Origin of the sequence: Oscillibacter sp., from assembly GCF_028693505.1 — a bacterium.
Classification (GTDB): Bacteria; Bacillota; Clostridia; order Oscillospirales; family Oscillospiraceae; genus Oscillibacter.
Genome location: NZ_JAQUVF010000004.1, coordinates 72,169 through 90,774, shown reverse-complemented (window position 1 = coordinate 90,774; position 18,606 = coordinate 72,169). Strand labels below are relative to the sequence as shown.

The 18,606-nt window shown below is 56.3% G+C and carries 18 protein-coding genes; 11 read left to right on the top strand and 7 right to left on the bottom strand.

Annotated elements, in window-relative coordinates; genetic code table 11:
* Positions 1-259 precede the first annotated feature (259 nt).
* On the top strand, positions 260-493 hold the full coding sequence (locus tag PHI30_RS02380) for a hypothetical protein (RefSeq protein WP_300023389.1): 234 nt from the start codon (positions 260-262) through the stop codon (positions 491-493).
* A 101-nt stretch (positions 494-594) separates the two neighbouring features.
* Here the strand turns inward: PHI30_RS02380 and PHI30_RS02375 are convergent, their stop codons facing one another.
* Positions 595-1,281: a hypothetical protein gene (locus PHI30_RS02375; protein ID WP_300023387.1), complete on the bottom strand. Its 687-nt coding sequence runs from the start codon at positions 1,279-1,281 to the stop codon at positions 595-597.
* Positions 1,282-1,285: 4 nt separating this feature from the next.
* Between PHI30_RS02375 and PHI30_RS02370 the strand changes: the two genes are divergently transcribed.
* Positions 1,286-2,077, top strand: a complete 792-nt coding sequence (locus tag PHI30_RS02370; RefSeq protein WP_300023385.1) for a hypothetical protein — start codon at positions 1,286-1,288, stop codon at positions 2,075-2,077.
* 32 nt (positions 2,078-2,109) lie between these two features.
* Positions 2,110-2,433 carry a hypothetical protein gene (locus PHI30_RS02365; protein WP_300023383.1) on the top strand — a complete coding sequence of 108 codons (324 nt, stop codon included), beginning with the start codon at positions 2,110-2,112 and terminating at the stop codon, positions 2,431-2,433.
* A gap of 478 nt (positions 2,434-2,911) precedes the next feature.
* On the opposite strand, the gene PHI30_RS02360 is transcribed toward PHI30_RS02365, so the two are convergent.
* Positions 2,912-3,460: a GNAT family N-acetyltransferase gene (locus tag PHI30_RS02360; RefSeq protein WP_300023381.1), complete on the bottom strand. Its 549-nt coding sequence runs from the start codon at positions 3,458-3,460 to the stop codon at positions 2,912-2,914.
* A 243-nt stretch (positions 3,461-3,703) separates the two neighbouring features.
* Between PHI30_RS02360 and pyrH the strand changes: the two genes are divergently transcribed.
* The 8 genes from pyrH to PHI30_RS02320 all read left to right on the top strand — a co-directional run bounded on the left by pyrH (position 3,704) and on the right by PHI30_RS02320 (position 13,952).
* Positions 3,704-4,420 carry a UMP kinase gene (pyrH, locus tag PHI30_RS02355; protein WP_300023378.1) on the top strand — a complete coding sequence of 239 codons (717 nt, stop codon included), beginning with the start codon at positions 3,704-3,706 and terminating at the stop codon, positions 4,418-4,420.
* A gap of 65 nt (positions 4,421-4,485) precedes the next feature.
* Positions 4,486-5,043, top strand: a complete 558-nt coding sequence (gene frr / locus PHI30_RS02350; protein WP_300023375.1) for a ribosome recycling factor — start codon at positions 4,486-4,488, stop codon at positions 5,041-5,043.
* Entirely contained in the window at positions 5,043-5,795 is a 753-nt protein-coding gene (uppS, locus tag PHI30_RS02345) for a polyprenyl diphosphate synthase (protein ID WP_300023373.1), read from the top strand. The genes frr and uppS overlap by 1 nt, the downstream gene beginning before the upstream one ends.
* Before the next feature lie 25 nt (positions 5,796-5,820).
* Positions 5,821-6,618 carry a phosphatidate cytidylyltransferase gene (locus PHI30_RS02340; RefSeq protein ID WP_300023370.1) on the top strand — a complete coding sequence of 266 codons (798 nt, stop codon included), beginning with the start codon at positions 5,821-5,823 and terminating at the stop codon, positions 6,616-6,618.
* Positions 6,619-6,627: 9 nt separating this feature from the next.
* A complete protein-coding gene (locus PHI30_RS02335; RefSeq protein ID WP_300023367.1) occupies positions 6,628-7,773 on the top strand; it encodes a 1-deoxy-D-xylulose-5-phosphate reductoisomerase in 1,146 nt (381 codons plus the stop codon).
* A gap of 11 nt (positions 7,774-7,784) precedes the next feature.
* Positions 7,785-8,852, top strand: a complete 1,068-nt coding sequence (locus PHI30_RS02330) for a site-2 protease family protein (RefSeq protein ID WP_300023364.1) — start codon at positions 7,785-7,787, stop codon at positions 8,850-8,852.
* A gap of 10 nt (positions 8,853-8,862) precedes the next feature.
* A complete protein-coding gene (gene ispG / locus PHI30_RS02325; RefSeq protein ID WP_300023361.1) occupies positions 8,863-9,900 on the top strand; it encodes a flavodoxin-dependent (E)-4-hydroxy-3-methylbut-2-enyl-diphosphate synthase in 1,038 nt (345 codons plus the stop codon).
* Positions 9,901-9,965: 65 nt separating this feature from the next.
* Positions 9,966-13,952: a PolC-type DNA polymerase III gene (locus PHI30_RS02320; protein WP_300023358.1), complete on the top strand. Its 3,987-nt coding sequence runs from the start codon at positions 9,966-9,968 to the stop codon at positions 13,950-13,952.
* A gap of 101 nt (positions 13,953-14,053) precedes the next feature.
* Here PHI30_RS02320 and PHI30_RS02315 read toward each other — a convergent pair whose 3' ends face one another.
* The 5 genes from PHI30_RS02315 to PHI30_RS02295 all read right to left on the bottom strand — a co-directional run bounded on the left by PHI30_RS02315 (position 14,054) and on the right by PHI30_RS02295 (position 18,529).
* Positions 14,054-14,449: a hotdog domain-containing protein gene (locus tag PHI30_RS02315; RefSeq protein WP_300023355.1), complete on the bottom strand. Its 396-nt coding sequence runs from the start codon at positions 14,447-14,449 to the stop codon at positions 14,054-14,056.
* Positions 14,450-14,515: 66 nt separating this feature from the next.
* The gene (locus tag PHI30_RS02310) at positions 14,516-15,589 is read right to left on the bottom strand and encodes an ABC transporter substrate-binding protein (RefSeq protein ID WP_300023352.1); all 1,074 of its coding nucleotides are present in this window, start codon (positions 15,587-15,589) and stop codon (positions 14,516-14,518) included.
* A gap of 51 nt (positions 15,590-15,640) precedes the next feature.
* The gene (locus PHI30_RS02305; protein WP_300023350.1) at positions 15,641-16,504 is read right to left on the bottom strand and encodes an ABC transporter permease; all 864 of its coding nucleotides are present in this window, start codon (positions 16,502-16,504) and stop codon (positions 15,641-15,643) included.
* Complete coding sequence (locus PHI30_RS02300; RefSeq protein WP_300023347.1) at positions 16,501-17,355, bottom strand: ABC transporter permease; 855 nt, start codon at positions 17,353-17,355, stop codon at positions 16,501-16,503. The genes PHI30_RS02305 and PHI30_RS02300 overlap by 4 nt, the downstream gene beginning before the upstream one ends.
* The gene (locus PHI30_RS02295) at positions 17,345-18,529 is read right to left on the bottom strand and encodes an ABC transporter ATP-binding protein (RefSeq protein WP_300023344.1); all 1,185 of its coding nucleotides are present in this window, start codon (positions 18,527-18,529) and stop codon (positions 17,345-17,347) included. Before PHI30_RS02295 ends, PHI30_RS02300 begins: the two co-directional genes overlap by 11 nt.
* Positions 18,530-18,606 lie beyond the last annotated feature (77 nt).

The following is an 18,606-nucleotide window of genomic DNA, read 5'->3' as shown; positions in this document are numbered from 1 at the left end:
ACTCGTAATGAGAAGGTTGTGGGTTCGATTCCCACCATCAGCTCCACAAAAACCGCCTAAAACGAAAGTTTTAGGCGGTTTTTGCAACTTTTGACTGATTTAAAAAATGCGCAATCCCGTTTTGTGGTACAGGAATGGTAATGATAAAAGAAAGCAAGGTACCGTCCCCAATATACTGTATGGCAATCGAGAGATAGCATCATCCCGACATTTTAAATTTGGCCGTTCTTGTTGACTGTTGCAAAGTACATCTAATCTTGTGAGAGATGGACAAGCATTAAGATATAGCAATTTTAAACAGGTTGATTTACCTATCATCTCTTTGGATGAGCAAGAGCAAATCTCTAACTATTTAGACATGAAAACATCTCAAATAGATGGTCTGATTCAAGATATTGCATCTCAACTTGTTCTTCTGAAAGAATACCGTCAATCCATTATCAGCGAAGCGGTAACCGGCAAGGTTAAGGTCTGTGGAGGTGATGCTTCATGAATGGGACCGAAGTGGTAAATGTAGTGCAATTGACAGAAATGCAGATTGCTCTTATCCCGGCCATTGCTGCTTTAGCAGGCTCTATAATTGGTGTGTTGGGCTCATGGCTTTCCATATGGATACAAAGGGCGATTATCTGATTTCAATAACCATTTAAAAAACGGACTATATACAAGGCTTTGGTCAGGAATCAGCATCACATACGCTGAACTGATTTTGCCTTGCAATCCGCTCCATTCAATACCGCCTTGGAAGCTTCTCATGCTTATTACAAAATCGTTCGGTTCAACATGTTTTAATATATCTGCACCAGTGATTACCTGCACAACTCGAGAACCTTGTTCCATATAATCTTTTTGATACACTATTCCGAGCTGTTGTGATGCGGTAAGTTGTTCATCATCAGGAAAAACCCTATCTTTTCGCGAAGAAAACAGCCATCTACTTTGTGACATTTCCCAATGCGCTGGAACCTCCCCAATCCAATCAACGCCGCTGTCTTTCATCGGCACAGAGGGGTCAAGTCCTCTGGTAACTGCTTCACTGATAATTGCCTGCCGTTTTTCTTTTAGTAGCTCAATCAGCTTTTCCTTGTCGGCAATGATACTGTCAATTCGTGCGGTTTTTCGGTCAATATACGTAGCAACAGTTCGCTGATTTTCTAAAGTAGAAGTGTTCAGTGAAAAATTTTTTATCATCTCAACGGGAACTCTTTTTAGCCCACCTGCCCCATACATGCTTGCGGTTGCTTGCTGTTTGAAATCATGTTCTTGCAGCAGATAGAACAAAAACTTGGGATCGATTTTTGTCGGTCTAATAACATACAATTCAGAGCTTCCCAATCCATATCCGTTTCGCAATTTAGATGCTATAGCAATATTTCCGTTTTCAAAACACGGTGTAACTTTTGCTCTTGCAGCAAGGTATTTTGACGATTTGAAGAAGGACGCCCATGCACGATATTTATCATGGGAGCACTGCTATACATTCTTTCAAAAGAATCGAACGCATCCATCTGAGGAAACGCTGGATCTGCTGTGCTTGCACTTAGCGTGGTATCTGGCAAGCTGGGGGATGCTGCGCGGCGGTGCATTCCTTCTGCAGAAGGATTATCTGATCCACATGCCCGTGGTTCGTTTGCTCACCTCCGACCGATGTGCAAACTTGTATAGCCTCTCTATTGAGGAACTGACCGATGAAAATGTTGTAACTGACATATTTGCTTTAAGTAATGAAATTTCAAGCCTATATGCGGCTGAAACGAAAACAAGCGAAGATGACCAAGGCAGCATTGCCAGCGACACTCTGATTACGAAAATCCTTCTTGGTACGATTGGCTGCACACCGGCCTATGATCGTTACTTTAAGTCCGGGCTGCGAATCAGCGGTGTTGCGCAGCAAGGCTATACACCAAACTCAATGCTCGGACTGGCCGACTATTACATACAGCATCTCACTGAATTTGAAGCATTTAGAAACAAAATCAGTAAGAATAAAATAGAGTACATGCCCATGAAGGTTTTAGATATGTGCTTTTGGCAGCTTGGCTATGAAGCGGAGCAAAGGGGCGAGGAAAGAAGCTAAACATCGGGCGTAAGGCTTGCAGGAGGAATTGAATGTACAGTTTTGTATTTCAGCTTATTACCAGCCCACTTGGACTTCCAATATCGCCCTTGTACGAGTATCTGATTTTGCTTGTCCTAAATGAAATTGCCTTTCAAATAGCTTGGAATGCATCCCCCGGAGGCCGGTGGGGCTCAGAAATACATTGGGCAGTCAGAATCCCGACATTCATAATCATTTGGGCAATCACCTATGGCGTGATCTGGACTGCTAAATGGGTGTGTGCAAATTGGATACTGGTTGTTTCTTGTATAGGGGCTTTGGCAATTTTGGGCGGTACCATTGCGCTGGTGGTACTCAGACGAAAAAGAGTTTAAAACAAAAATGTCTGACGGGATGGCCTTTGCAGCAATTACCTACCCTTATCAACAACACACGGTTGTGGGTTCGATTCCCACCATCAGCTCCAGCTCAGAAACACCCCTTCCCGCTCCGTTTCCCGCTTCGCGGAAAACTGCGCCGGACGGGGTGTTTCTTCGCCTTCCAACCGCAAATGCTTCGCTGCTTTGCGGTTGGAAGGGACGGGGAAACAAGAGGCGGGACGCAGGCGGCATCTTTTTATAGAATACCAAACAACAAGGAGAACCGGTCTGCGGAGTGGCTCTTTCATTTGGAACTTTGGCAGATCGCGCTCCCGCGCAGAAAGTGTTCTGTCCAAAGTGAGCGCGTTCTCAAAAGCCCGCCGGAAACATCCGGCCGGCTTTTTCTGCACAAAAAATTGCGCCCGAAGCGGATAAACGCTTCGGGCGCAGGGGTTAATGAAAACAATCGTGCCGCGAAAAAGGGAAGAGCGGCTCAGATTCCGGAAATTTTGGCTTTGGACTGCTGCATTTGCAGCTCTAAATAGCGCTCTGCGGAAATACTGAAATAGCTGAGCGTCTCCGTTTCCTGTTCCGCCTGGAAGCCGCAGCGCTGCACCACCGCCTCGGAACGGGCATTGCCGTGATAGATTTTGGCAACCAGCTTCCGGGCACGCCATTCCAAAAATACCTGCCGCTGCGCCGCGGCAACGGCTTCCACGCCGTAGCCGTTGCCCCAGAGCGTCTCGTCTCCGATCACGAATACGATTTCATATTCCTGCGGAAGAGACAGCTGCCGCAGTTTTACAAAGCCGATGGGGTCATCGGTTTGCGTGCGGACCAGGAAAAAGCGTCCGTACTGGTTAAAATGATAGCGGAGCATGGGGGGCGACACCGTGGACAGCAGGCCATGCAGGTTTGCAACCACGTCCGTATCCTCATTCAGATAACGGGTCACGTGCCGATTTTGAAGCCAAAGCGCCAGTTTCTGCACGTCCGGAGGGGTAATATCAGAGCATAAAAAAATAGAAGCGGCTTTCTTCATACGCTTACCTCACAGTAACAATACTAAAAAGCCCTTCTATGCGATGCTGCATGGACGGTTCTTTTTTATTTAATTGTTTTAACCATAGCATATCCCTCCAAACTTGTCAAGCCGACCGACAGGAGATGGCAAAGGCGCTGCTTTTTTTGGGAAAATCTTTCGGAACCCCCTATGCAAAAGCGGAAAAATACGTTAAAATAAGAACGTTGAAATCAAAAAGGATACGATGGAGGTTGTTTCATCATGGCAAAACCTGTTTATCAGCGCGTGCTGCTGAAAATCAGCGGTGAGGCCCTGGCCGGAGACAAGCATACCGGCCTGGATTTCGAGGTCATCGGTCAGGTCTGCGACGTTTTGAAGGGCTGCTTGGAAATGGGCGTTCAGGTTGGACTGGTGGTCGGCGGCGGAAACTTCTGGCGCGGCGCGAAGAACAGCGGCGGCAAAATGGAGCGCACCCGTGCCGATCACATGGGCATGCTGGCCACGGTCATGAACTGTCTGGCGGTGGCGGACGTGTGTGAGCAAAAGGGTATCCCCGTCCGGGTCCAGACGGCTCTTGAGATGCGCGCCGTGGCGGAGCCTTATATTCGCTCCCGGGCCATCCGGCATCTGGAAAAGGGCAGAGTGGTCATTTTCGGCGCCGGTACGGGCAATCCCTATTTCTCCACGGATACCGCCGCTGTGCTGCGGGCCGCGGAGATCAACGCGGACGTGATTTTGCTGGCGAAAAATGTGGACGGCGTTTACAACGCCGACCCGGTGAAGGACCCTTCCGCCGTCAAATACGATACCATCAGCTATGACGAGGTCCTCTCCCAGCACCTGATGGTGATGGACTCCACGGCGACCTCTCTTTCCATGGACAATCGAATCCCGGTACTGCTCTTTGCACTGAAGGACCCGCAAAACATCATCCGTGCCCTGTGCGGCGAGAAGGTCGGCACTGTCGTCAAGGAATGACGGACAGCACAAATCCATGCGCGTAAGCGCCTCCCAGAACACAAAGTGAAAGGAAGGACTTTATCATGTTGAAGGACGAATACAAGGTTTACGAAGAGAAAATGGGGAAGAGCATCGACTCTGTCGGGGCGGATTTTGCCTCTGTGCGCGCCGGGCGGGCCAATGCGGCCGTGCTGGACCGCATTGTGGTGGATTATTACGGCAGCCCCACCCCCATCCAGCAGATCGCGGCCATTGCCTCCCCCGATCCCCGGGCGCTGGTGATCACCCCTTGGGATGCCTCCGCCCTCAAGGCCATTGAGAAGGCGATCCAAAACTCCGAGCTGGGCATCAACCCCCAGAACGACGGCAAGGGCATCCGCCTCAATTTCCCCCAGTTGACGGAGGAGCGCCGCAAGGAGCTGGTCAAGCAGATCCATAAATATGCCGAGGCGGGCAAGGTGGCCATTCGCAACATCCGCCGGGATGCCATTGAGCATTTCAAAAAGCTGGAGAAGGCCACCGAGATCACGGAGGACGAGATGAAGCAGGCCGAAAAGGACTTGCAGAAGATGACGGACGACAGCTGCAAGAAAATCGATGAGCTGCTGGCCAAAAAAGAAAAGGAATTGATGGCGGTCTGATGGCAAATAGTTGGAAAAGCAACGATACGGCGGGGCAGACGGCACGTCTGCCTCGCCATATTGCGATTATTATGGACGGGAACGGCCGCTGGGCGACGCAGCGGGGGCTGCCCCGGACCGTCGGCCATAAGGCCGGGGCGGAGACGTTCCGCCGCATTGCCACCCATTGCAAGAATCTGGGCGTGGAGTATTTGACGGTTTACGCCTTTTCCACGGAAAACTGGAAGCGCTCCGCCGACGAGGTGGGCGCCCTCATGGGGCTTTTGAAGCGCTATTTGCAGGAAGCCGTGGACACGATGGAAAAGGACCATATCCGCCTTCGCTTTTTCGGAGACATGACGCCCATCTCGCCGGAGCTGCGGGCGCTGGCCCACGAGACCGACGAGATCTCCACCCATCTGCCCCCGGGGGATTTTCAGGCCAACGTCTGCTTGAATTACGGCGGGCGGGATGAGATTTTGCGGGCGGTGCGCCGCTTTGGCGCGGATTGCGTGTCCGGGGCAAGGAAACCGGAGGAGCTAAGCGAGGCGCTGTTTTCCTCCTATCTGGATTCCCGGGGCATTCCGGACCCGGAGCTGATCATCCGCCCCAGCGGAGAGCTGCGGCTGAGCAATTTCCTTTTGTGGCAGTGCGCTTATTCGGAGTTTTACGTCACCGATACGCTGTGGCCCGATTTTGATGAGGCGCAGCTGGACCGCGCCATCGCTGAATATCAGCAAAGAGACCGCCGCTTTGGCGGTGTAAAGAAATAATCCTTCACGGGAAAGAAGGCGTACTATGAAGTCGAGACTGCTGGTTTCCGCAGTGGGAATCCCAGTGCTTTTATATGTGGTGCTGTGGGCGCCGCCCCTTGTGATGATGGGGGCGCTGTGCATCCTTGCGGGCATTGCGGCCATGGAGCTGATGCAATGCGTGGGCGTCCAAAAGAACAACTACCTTTTCGGCTGGACCATGATCTGCGCGGTGTTTTCCGTCACATGGTATTATGACCGGCCGGACCACATGGAGATTTTGTGGTTCCTCTATGTGGCGGTGGCGTTCCTCTACGCGATTTTTAAGGCCGGAGAAGTCCGCTTCTTCCACATCACGGCGGGCATTTTCGCCGTGGTGGTGATTCCCTACGCCTTTTCCGCCTTCGTTCGCATGGAGGACGCAGGCATCCATCGATCTTACCTGCTGCTGCCGTTCATTTTGAGCTTTATGAGCGATACCGGCGGCTATTTTGCGGGCCGCGCCTTCGGCAAGCACAAGCTGGCGCCCAAGGTCAGCCCCAAAAAGACGGTGGAGGGCTCCGTGGGCGGAGTCGTCGGCAACGTTCTGGGCGCGGTGGCATTTACCTTCGTGATGGACCGCTTTTTGGGCGGCGGCATCGGTTACGGGCCGATGGTGCTGCTGGGCGTCTTGTGCAGTGCGGCGGCGCAGGTGGGCGATCTGAGCTTTTCCCTCATCAAGCGGGAGTTTGGCATCAAGGACTACGGACACCTGTTTTTAGAGCACGGCGGCGTGCTGGACCGGTTTGACAGCGTGCTCTTTGTAACGCCGCTCATCGAGATTGTTTTAAGCTTTGTGAGATAGGATGTGCCTATGACGAATATGATTTCCATATTGGGCTCCACCGGCTCCATCGGCCGCCAGAGTTTGGAGGTGGCGCGGCAGATGCGCCTTCCGGTGGCGGCCCTGACAGCCAACAAAAGCGTGGAGCGCATGGAAGCGCAGATTCGCGAATTCCACCCCCGGCTGGCCGTTTTGACGAACGAGACCGCCGCCCGGGATTTGGCGGTCCGGGTGGGGGACACGGAGACGAAGGTGCTGGGCGGCACTGCGGCGCTGGAGGATGCGGCGACCATTCCGGAGGCGGACACGGTGGTGACCGCCGTGGTGGGCATGGTGGGATTAACGCCCACGCTTGCCGCCATTGGGGAGAAAAAGCGCATCGCCCTTGCCAATAAGGAGACGCTGGTGTGCGCGGGAGAACTGGTGATGGACGCGGCTGTGCGCAGCGGCGCGGAGATCGTGCCGGTGGATTCCGAACATTCCGCCATTTTCCAGTGCGTGCAGGGCTGCGCCGACCGGGGGGAGATCCGGCGTCTGATCCTTACCTGCTCCGGCGGTCCTTTTTACGGCATGAGTTTCGACGAAGTGGGCAAAATGACAAAGGCGGATGCCTTGAAGCATCCCAACTGGACCATGGGACCCAAGATCACCGTGGACTGCGCCACACTGATGAACAAGGGGCTGGAGGTCATCGAGGCCATGCGCCTTTACCGCCTGCCGCTAAAGCAGGTTTCTGTGGCGATCCACCGCCAGAGCATCGTCCACTCGCTGGTGGAGTATCGGGACGGGGCCGTGCTGGCTCAGCTGGGCACGCCGGATATGCGTCTGCCCATCCGGTATGCCATGACCTATCCCCATCGGGGGGAAAACCCGGCGGAGCCGCTGGACCTGATGTCCTGTCCGCCACTGACCTTTGCCGCGCCGGACCGGGAGGCCTTTCCCTGCCTGCGCCTTGCGGAGGAAGCCGCCGCCGCGGGCGGCACGGCCTGCGCCGTTTTGAACGGCGCCAACGAAGAAGCGGTCCGGCTGTTTTTGGCGGAGCGCATCCGCTTTCATGACATTCCGCGTTTGGTCGACCGGGCACGCTCGGCAGTCGGCGTGGTGCAAAATCCGTCGCTGGAGGAAATCCTGACGGCGGACGCGCAGGCGCGCGCTGTTGTGCTGGAGGGCAAATAAGGAGTTTTTGCATGACCATCGTTTATATTATCGCGGCAATTCTCATCTTCGGCGTGCTGATCGCCGTCCATGAGCTGGGGCACTTCCTGGCGGCGAAGCTTTGCGGCGTGCGCGTCAACGAGTTTTCCATCGGGATGGGTCCCTTGATCTGGGAACGGGAGAAGGGGGAGACCCAGTACTCCCTGCGCGCCCTGCCCATCGGCGGCTTTTGCGCCATGGAGGGGGAGGACGAGGACACCGGCGACCGGCGGTCCTTTGTCCGGCAGGGCTTCTGGAAAAAATTCTTCATTCTCGCTGCCGGCTCCCTCATGAATTTCCTCACGGGCGTTTTGATTTTACTGGCGCTCTATGCCGGCGCCACCTTCCTTTATGCCGATCAGGTGACCGGCCTTGCGCCAGAGTTTGCCCAGACCGGGGAGAACGGATTGATGGAGGGGGACCTCCTCTACAAGGTAAACGGTTACCGCACCTTTTTGCGGGGAGATACCAAGCTCTTTCTCCAGTACGCAGGAGAAAGCGTGGACATCGAGGTGGTCCGCGACGGGCGGCATATCCGCCTTACGGATGTGCCCCGTCAAATCTGCACCAGCACCGACGGAAAAACCACGTATTCCGGGTTTGGCCTCTACGTGGGCGTGGCGGCAAAAGAGGCCACCCTTTCCGGAAAATTGCAGTACACCTGGAATTCCGCCATGGATTTCGTGCAGCTGGTGTGGTTTAGTCTGGGGCAGCTCATTACCGGCAACGCCGGAATGCAGGACCTCAGCGGACCGGTGGGCATCGTCTCCACCATGACCGAGGTGGGCAACGAGGCGGAAAGCGCCGTGGACGCCTGGAGCCAAATCTTTTACTTTGCGGCGCTGCTGGCGGTGAACCTGTCGGTGATGAATCTGCTGCCCATTCCCGCGCTGGATGGCGGCCGCATTTTCTTCCTCCTGGTGGACGCCATTTCCATGGCGCTGTTCCACAAAACCGTGCCGGAGCGCTATCAATCGGCGGTGAATACGGCGGGCTTCGTGCTGCTGATGGGCTTTATGCTGCTCGTCACATTCCATGATGTGTTTCGGCTAATACAATAGGAGGCGGACCATGACCAAACAATTACTGGTGGGAAACGTTCCCGTGGGCGGCGGCGCCCCCGTTTCCGTGCAGTCCATGTGCAATACGAAAACAGACGACGTTGATGCCACCGTTGCCCAGATCCACGCGCTGGAATCTGCCGGATGCGAGATCATCCGCGTGGCCATCCCCGATGAAGCGGCGGCGGAGGCGGTGGACCAAATCAAGGCGCAAATCCATATCCCACTGATCGCGGATATTCACTTCAACTATCGCTACGCCCTCATCTGCGCCCAGCGGGGCATTGACGCCATCCGCATCAACCCCGGCAACATCGGCGGCGAGGACAAGGTGAAGGCCGTGGCCGATTTGTGCCGCCAGAAGGGCATCCCCATCCGAATCGGCGTCAACGGCGGCTCTTTGGAAAAGGAACTGCGGGCGAAATACGGCGGCGTCACCGCCGAGGCTCTGGTGGAAAGCGCCATGGGCCACGTACATCTGCTGAACAAATTTGACTTCGACGATATCTGCATTTCCGTGAAGTGCTCCGACGTGCCGCTGACCATGGCGGCCTACCGGCTGCTCCACGAGGAGACAGAGTATCCCCTGCATCTGGGCGTGACGGAGGCGGGCACCCCCTCCATGGGCATGGTGAAATCCGCCATGGGCATCGGGGGCCTTTTGTGCCTCGGCATCGGAGACACCATGCGGGTGACGCTGACCGCGGACCCGGTGGAGGAGATTTACGCCGCCCACAAGATTTTGAAGGCCGCCGGATTGCGGAGAGAGGGCGTGAATCTCATCGCCTGCCCCACCTGCGGCCGTACCCGCATCGACCTCATCCCCATTGCGGAGGAAGTGGAGCGCCGCCTTGCCGGGTGCAAAAAAAACATCACCGTGGCGGTGATGGGCTGCGCGGTGAACGGTCCCGGCGAGGCCTCCGCCGCCGACATCGGCATTGCCGGTGGGAACGGGGAAGGACTGCTTTTCCGCAAAGGAGAAATCCTTTACAAAGTTCCGCAAGAGCAGCTTGTAGACGCTTTGATGAAAGAAATTGAGCAACTTTAAAAAGTGAGGGGATCGTCCGGCAGGAATTCCTGCCGGCGCCCTTTTGTAACCAGGAGAGGAACGCGATGTCAAGAAACATTCCTTTTTTTGAGATGTTTGCGGAGCTGCAGCTCTCGGGAGAGCTGCGGCTGAAGCTGGCGGGGGCCGTACTGACGGGCGCCTGCATCGACCAGACGGCGCTTTCCATGGCGCTGCATCTGACGGTGAAAACGCCGCTGTCGGAGGAGGACGCCCAGGGAATTCGGGAGGCGATCCGGCTGGTGTACGGTTTTTCCGCCGTGGAGATGGACGTGACGTGCAAGGCCCCGGAAGCGCCGCTTCCATCGGCCTCCTTTGCGTCAGCCCCCGGCGCAAAGGCGCAAAAGCCGACAGGGAAGGTGCTCATGGGAAACCCCATCAAGGGAAAGAGCGTTCCCATGAAGGCGCTGGATTTGAAAATGGGCAACGTCACCGTGGCGGGAAAGGTCTTTTCCTTCGAGTGCCGGGAGACCCGGCGGCCCGGCATGTGGCGCCTAAGCTTTGATATGACGGATTACACCAACTCCGTTACCGTGCAGAAAAATCTTACCGCCAAGGAGGCGCAGGCGCTGGAGAGCGCGGTGCAGCCGGGGATGTGGCTTTGCGTGCAGGGGAAGATGGAGCCTACCTGGGACGGCAAGGACATGCAGCTCAACCCCTATCACATCAATACGTTTACCCGCGAGGAGCGCAAGGATACCGCCCCGGTGAAGCGGGTGGAGCTGCATCTGCATACCAAGATGAGCAATATGGACGCCCTCACCGACACCAAGGAGGTGGTGCAGGAGGCCATCCGCTGGGGCCACCCCGCCATCGCCATCACGGACCACGGCGTGGCCCAGTCCTTCCCGGACGCGTGGCACGCAGCCGGGGATAAAATCAAGCTGCTCTACGGCGTGGAGGGGTATTTTCTCAACAACATTGACGACCGCGTGGCCGTCCACGGCACGCTGGATTGCCCGTTGGAGGGCGAGATCGTCTGCTTTGATATCGAGACAACGGGCCTCAAGGTGGACCGGGAGGCCATTACGGAGATCGGCGCGGTGGTGGTGAAGGACGGGGAGATCACGGAGCGGTTCCAAACCTTCGTCAACCCCAACCGCCGCTTGACGCCGGAGATCATCGGTCTCACCGGCATCACGGACGACATGCTCAAGGACGCGCCGCCCCTCAAGGAGGCGCTGACGGCGTTTTTAAACTTTGTAAACGGGCGGCCACTGGCGGCCCACAACGCGGAGTTTGATATCGGCTTTATCCGGGCGGGCTGTAAAAAGACGGGGCTTGCCTTTCAGCCCACCTATGTGGACTCTTTGATTCTGGCCCAAAATCTGCTGCCGGGCCTTGGAAAATACAAGCTGGACATTGTGGCGGAGCATCTGGACCTGCCCGCCTTCAACCACCACCGGGCCAGCGACGACGCGGCCACGGTGGGGTATATGCTGCTCCCCTTTTGGAAAATGCTCCGGGACCGGGGGATTTCCACGCTGCAATCGGTGAATCCGGAGATGGAGAAGCTGCGTCCCCAAGGCAGCAAGTCCAACCGCTTTCCCAAGCATATCATCCTCATCGCCCGGAACAAGGTGGGGCTGAAAAATCTCTATCAGATGATCTCCGCGTCCAACCTGAAGTATTTCAAGCGGGTGCCCATCATCCCCAAGAGCTTGCTGCGCGAGCATCGGGAGGGCATCATCGTCGGCTCCGCCTGCGAAGCGGGAGAGCTGTTTCGCGCCGTGGCGGACCACAAGGACTGGGACGAGCTGCGCCGCATCGCGTCCTTTTACGACTATCTGGAAATTCAGCCCCTTTGCAACAACCGCTTCATGCTGCGCAACGGCGACGTGCAGTCCGAGGAGGATTTGAAGGAGCTGAACCGCACCATCGTCAAGCTGGGGGAGGAGCTGGGAAAACCCGTCTGCGCCACCGGCGACGTTCACTTCCGGGAGCCGGAGGACGAGGTGTACCGCCACATCCTGCTGGCGTCCAAAAAATTTCCGGACGCCAACGAGTCACTGCCCATCTACTTCAAGACCACCGACGAAATGCTGGAGGAATTCCGGTATCTGGGGGAGAAGAAGGCCTACGAGGTGGTGGTGGAAAACACGCGTCTGGTTGCCGATCAGGTGGAGAGCTTCGAGCTGCTGCCATCCGAGCTGTTTCCGCCCCGCCTTGAAAATTCGGAGGAGGACCTCAACCGCCTCGTCTGGGAAAAGGTCCATGCGCTCTACGGAGAGGACCCGCCCAAGCTCATCGTGGACCGCTTGAATGTGGAGCTGGGCGGCATTCTGGGCAAGTACGACGTGGTGTATATGTCCGCCCAGAAGCTGGTGCAGCGGTCGCTGGAAAACGGGTATCTGGTCGGCTCCCGAGGGTCCGTCGGCTCGTCGCTGGTGGCCTATATGTCCGGCATCACGGAGGTCAACTCTCTGCCGCCCCACTACCGCTGCCCCAACTGTAAAAACAGCGAATTTATCCTGGACGGCTCCTTTGGCTGCGGCGCGGATATGGAGGACAAGGTGTGTCCCGTGTGCGGCACGCCCTATGTCAAGGACGGGTTTGACATTCCCTTCGAGACGTTTTTGGGCTTTGGCGGCGGCAAGGTGCCTGATATCGATTTGAACTTTTCCGGCGAGTATCAGGCCCGCGCCCACCGCCACGCCATTGAGATGTTCGGCGTGACCCAGGTGTTTCGCGCCGGTACCATCGGGACGCTTGCGGAAAAGACGGCCTACGGCTTTGTCAAAAAGTATCTGGAGGAGAATGGGATCGTGGCGGGCAGGGCGGAGGAAAACCGGCTGACCGTCGGCTGTGTGGGTGTTCGGCGCACCACCGGCCAGCACCCCGGCGGCCTTGTGGTTGTCCCGGATGACAAGGATATGGAGGATTTTTGCCCCGTCCAGCATCCGGCGGACGCCGACGATTCCGACACCATCACCACCCATTTTGAATACCACTCCATGGAGGCCAACATCCTCAAGCTGGACATGCTGGGCCATGATGACCCCACCATGGTCCGCATGATGCAGGACCTCACCGGTGTGGACCCCCACTCCATCCCGCTGGATGACCCGGACACCATGTCCATTTTTATTTCCAGCAAGGTGCTGGGCTATACCAACGACGAGGTGCTGGGCCCCACCGGGGCGGTTGCCATCCCGGAGTTCAACACCCGCTTTACCCGTCAAATGCTCATCGACACCCAGCCCAAGGATTTCAACACGCTGGTGCGGCTGTCCGGCTTCTCCCACGGTACCGACGTATGGATGGGCAACGCCCGGGAGCTGATCGTCAGCGGCACCGCCTCCGTTTTGGAAACGGTGGGCTGCCGTGACGATATCATGCTTTACCTGATCGCCAAGGGCCTGGACCCGAAGATGTCCTTCAAGATTATGGAGAAGGTGCGAAAGGGCAAGGTGAAAAAGGGCGGCTTTGACGAGGGCTGGGTGGAGGCCATGCAGTCCCACGATGTGCCCGCGTGGTACATCGAATCGCTGGCCAAGATTGGCTACCTCTTCCCGAAGGCCCACGCTGTGGCGTACGTGATGATGGCCTTCCGTATCGCGTGGTACAAGGTCCACGAGCCGCTGGCCTTCTACGCAACCTTCTTCTCCGTCCGGGCCAAAGCCTTTGACGCGGAGTTTTGCTGCGCGGGGAAGGACAAGGTGAAACGAAAAATTCGGGAGATCGAAAACAACAAGGACGCCACCGCCGTGGAACAGTCCATGATGACTACGCTGGAGGTTTGCTACGAATTTTACCTCCGAGGCTTCCACTTTGACACCATCAGCATCTACGAATCCGAAGCCACGAAATTCAAGGTGACGGAGGGTGGGCTGCTGCCGCCCTTCACCACGGTCCACGGCCTTGGCGAGGCGGCTGCCATTGACACCGTGGAAAAGCGAAAGGGCAAGACCTTCATCTCCATCGAGGAGTTTGCCCTTTGCTGCAGCAAGCTCTCCAAGACGCATATCGAGCAGCTCAAGGCGCTGGGCTCCTTCGCGGGGATGGCGGAGACCAGTCAGATCACACTGTTTTAAAACGGACAAACAAAAGCCGGGGCGGGGACCACATGGTCCGCGCCCCGGCTTTTATGCAGGGTTTCTGGATTCGAGACGCCGCTGCGGCATCCTCCTTGCTGTCACTTTGTCAGCTTTTCATTGCACTTGGCAAGAAATTTCTCGTTCTGAATGACCGCCCGGGTGTGGACGCCCTGTCCGACGGGGCCTTTTTCGTCCCACGCCTTGACTTTGAAATCCACGATCCGGCTGTTTTCGGAGACGGCGAGGATCTCCGCCTCCGCCCAGACCTTCATGCCGATGGGGGTAGGGGCGTCGTGGGTGATGTCCAGATGGATGCCGACGCTGCCAAGGCCCTCGTCCAGAAAGCTTTGCAGAACCGTCATGGCGGCATTTTCCATCATCGCGGCCATGAAGGGGGTGCCCAGCACCGGCAATGCGCCGGAGCCGACAGCCGCGGCGGTAAGCTCCTCCGTTACCGTCTGCTCCAGTTGACACTTTGCTCCAATGAGAATCATGGGAAAGTCCTCCTTTATAAAATGTAGGTGGGAAAGGCAGCGCCGGAAAACGGCGCTGCCCTGCAATCAGATGCCAAGCTCGGTCCAAAGATCGTTATACAGCGTCAGTGTGTCGGAAGGCAGGTTTTCATACAGCGTGCACCGGTCCAGCACATCCTTGGGCGCGGCCATAATCTCATAAAGACCCATGTCCAAATCCTCGCTGTATGTTTCCTGATAGTAGGCGGGATATTCCTCCAGCGCCTCTTTGTTGGGGGAAGCGTACCAGATATAGTCCATATTGGCGAGGCTGGAGGAGGTGGAGGCGATGAAGTTGATCCATTCCTCGGCTTCTTCCTGGTGCTGCGCGTCCTTCAAAACGCACATCGCGTCCACAAACCAGTTGCTGCCCTCCTTGGGCACCACAAAGGCGAGGTCCGGATTGTTTTCCAGCATGGTGAGATAGTCGCCGGCGTAGTACATGGCGATGGCGGCGTTTCCGCCTTCCATTTTGTTGAACACCTCGTCCATGACGAAGGCTTGATACACGCCCTTGTCCTTGGCGTCTGAGAGCAGCTGATAGGCCGCCTGAATCTCCGCTTTGTCGGTGGTGTTGATGTCGTAGCCAAGGTCCAGCAAGGCGGCGGCCAGCGCGTCCCGGGAGTTGCGGATCATCAGGACGTTACCGGCGTATTTTTCGTCGAACATGGCGTCCCAGCTGGTGATGGGCCCATCCACCATGGTGGTATTGTAGATGATTCCCAACGTGCCGAAGGTGTAGGGCACGGTGTACTTGTTGTCCGGATCAAAGCTCAGATGCTTGTACTGGTCATCAATCAGATCGTAATTGGGAATGTTGGCGTAATCCAGTTCTGCCAGCATTCCCTCGCTGATGAGGCGGGCGATCATATAGTCGGAGGGGACGATGACGTCATAGTCCGCGCCGCCGGTTTTCAGCTGGGAATAGAGGACCTCGTTGCTCTCGGCCACCTGATAGTTGACCTTGATACCGGTTTCATCCTCGAATTGATAAATCAAATCTTCATCAATGTATTCACCCCAGCTGCACACATTGACGACCCGCTGTTCCTCCCCGCCTCCGCAGGCAGTGAGCGACAATACGACAGAGAGCGCCATGGCCAAGGCAAGAATCTTTTTCAATGGATCATTCCTCCCGTTTGATTAAAAATGGATGAGGCCGCGTTTAAGAACTCAAAGGCGGCTTGCCCGCAGACGCTCCTGCCGGGCTTCCCGGATATTCACAATGGCCAGCAGCACCAGCACCGTGATGAAAAGCAGGGTGGAGATGGCGTTGATCTGGGGGCTGACCCGTTTTTTGGTCATACCGTAGATGGTCATGGCCAGTGTGGAGGCCGACGAGCCGGCGGTAAAATAGCTGATGACGAAATCGTCGATGCTCATGGTGAAGGCCGTCAGCGCGCCGGAGACGATGCCGGGTTTGATCTCTGGAATGATGACCTTCCAGAACGCCTGCATCCAGGTGCAGCCAAGGTCCTGCGCGGCGTCGATGAGGTTTTTGTCCATCTGCCGCAGCTTCGGTCCCACGGACAAAATGATATAGGGGATATTGAAGGTGATGTGAGCCAGCAGCAGCGTTCCAAAGCCCATGGTCAGCCGCACCGGCAGATCGATGAAGCTCTGGACGCCGTTGAACCAGCGGGCAAAATCGCCCCAGAAGGTAAAGAAGGCCACAAAAAACAGGCACAGCGAAACGCCGGTGACGATGTCCGCGTTCATCATGGGGATGTTGTTCACGGTCATCAGCGGCTCCCGCACCCGGCGGCGCATGGCATAAAAGCCGATGGCGGCGAAGGTGCCGGCAAAGGTGGCGATGATCGTTGCCAAAAAGGAGACCAGCAGCGTGGTATACACGCTTTGCATGATGATCCGGTTGTGGAACAGCTTCCCATACCAGTCAAGGGAAAACCCTTTCCACACGCTGCTGCTGGTGCCTGCGTTGAAGGAAAAGACGATCAGCAGCAGGATGGGCGCGTACAGAAAGACGAACACCAGCGCCATAAAGATGCGGTTACCCGCGGAATTGTTCCGTTTCACAGCATCACCGCCTGTTCCTCGCCCTCGCCAAAGCGATTCATGACCACCATGCACGCCACCACGATCAGCATCATCACCAGCGAGATGGCTGCGCCCAGCTGGGGATTGTAGGCCCCGCCCAGAAATTGCTGTTCAATGAGATCGCCCAGCATCATCTCCGTGCCGCCGCCCAGCATTTTGCTGATGGCGAAGGTGGAGACGGAGGGGACGAACACCATGGTGATGCCGGAGAGCACCCCCGGCAGGGAAAGGGGCAAAATCACCCGGCGAAACACGTGGAAGGTGTTGGCGCCAAGGTCCCGGGCCGCCTCGATGAGAGAGGAGTCCAGCTTCACGATGACGGAGTAAATGGGCAGGATCATAAAGGGCAGGTAGTTATACACCATGCCCAGCACCACGGCGCCCTGGGTGTTCAGCATCCGGAAAAAGGTCAGATCGGTGCCGAAAACCTGATTGTACAGCGCGATCAGCCCGATTTTTTGAAAGAGCTGGTTCAAAAGTCCGTTGTTTTCCAAAATGGACATCCACGAATAGGTCCGCAGCAGAAAATTCATCCACATGGGCAGCATGATGAGCACCATGGCGATGCGCTGAAAGCGGGGACCCTCCTTGCTCATCATATAGGAGACGGGATAGCCGATGAGTAGACAGATCAAGGTGGCGATCAGCGCCAGACGGAACGAGCGGGTGAATACCACGGTGTAGGTGCCCAGCCGGGAAAAGTTTTCCAGTGTAAAGCCGCCGGAGGCGGAGGAAAAAGCGTACACCACCACCAGAATGATGGGGATTACCACAAACAGCGCCATCCAAATTACATAGGGGATGGCGAACCGGGAGAGCTTATGTTTCATCCCCGCGTTCCTCCTCGTCCGATCCGATGCTGGCGTCGTCCAGCTCGTCGTACTCCTCGGAGAAGGAGGAGTAATCTCCGAACATGCCGGAGTAGGAACTTTTCTTCATGACATGGATGCCGTCCGGATCGATTTTAATGCCGATCCGCGCGCCAACAGGGCAGTGGTCCGTGGTTTGAATCAGCCACTTGAAGCCCCGGAAATCCACAATGATGTCGTATTGCATCCCCTTGAAGGTCACGTTGGTGACGGTGCCGGCCAGCTGGCCCTGCTCCACGGAGACGATATCGATGTCCTCCGGCCGGATGACCACGTCCACCGGCTCATTATCAGCAAAGCCGCCGTCCAGACAGGGGAACTGCTTGCCGTACATCTGGACCAGATTGTCCCGGACCATCAGCCCGTCGATGATGTTGGACTCGCCGATAAAATCCGCCACAAAGGCGTTTTTCGGCTCGTTGTAAATATCCTCCGGCGTGCCGATCTGCTGGATGGAGCCCTTGTCCATCACCACGATGGTGTCGGACATGGTGAGGGCCTCCTCCTGATCGTGGGTGACATAGATAAAGGTGATGCCCACCTGCTGCTGGATGCGCTTGAGCTCGATCTGCATATCCTTGCGCAGCTTCAGGTCCAGCGCGCCCAGGGGTTCGTCCAAAAGCAGCACCTTGGGCCGGTTCACCAGCGCCCGGGCGATGGCCACCCGCTGCTGCTGACCGCCGGAGAGCGCGTCGGGCTTTCGATGCTCGAAGCCCTTGAGACTGATGATCTCCAGCATCTCCATGACCCGCTCCTGAATCTCCGATTCCGGAATCCGCACCTGCTTTTTCCCGGCGGGATCGGCACTGTCACTCCGTCGCTGCATCCGCAGACCGAAGGCAATGTTTTCAAATACATTCAGATGCGGGAACAGGGCATACTTTTGAAAGACGGTGTTGATCTTCCGCCGATAGGGCGGAACGTCATTAATCCTCACACCGTCGAACAGGACGTCTCCCGACGTTGGTGTCGTGAAGCCGCCGATGATCCGCAGCGTCGTGGTTTTGCCACACCCGCTGGGTCCGAGCAGTGTGAGGAATTCTTTGTCATTGATATAAAGGTTGATGTTGTTCAATACAGGATCATCGTCAAACGCCATGCAGAGGTTGCGCAGGCGAATCAACTCTTTGGACATGTATCCTCCCCCATTTCATAATCGTGATAATAACGCCTCTTCTCTCTGTTGAGGGGGAACCTTTCTCGTCGAAATTC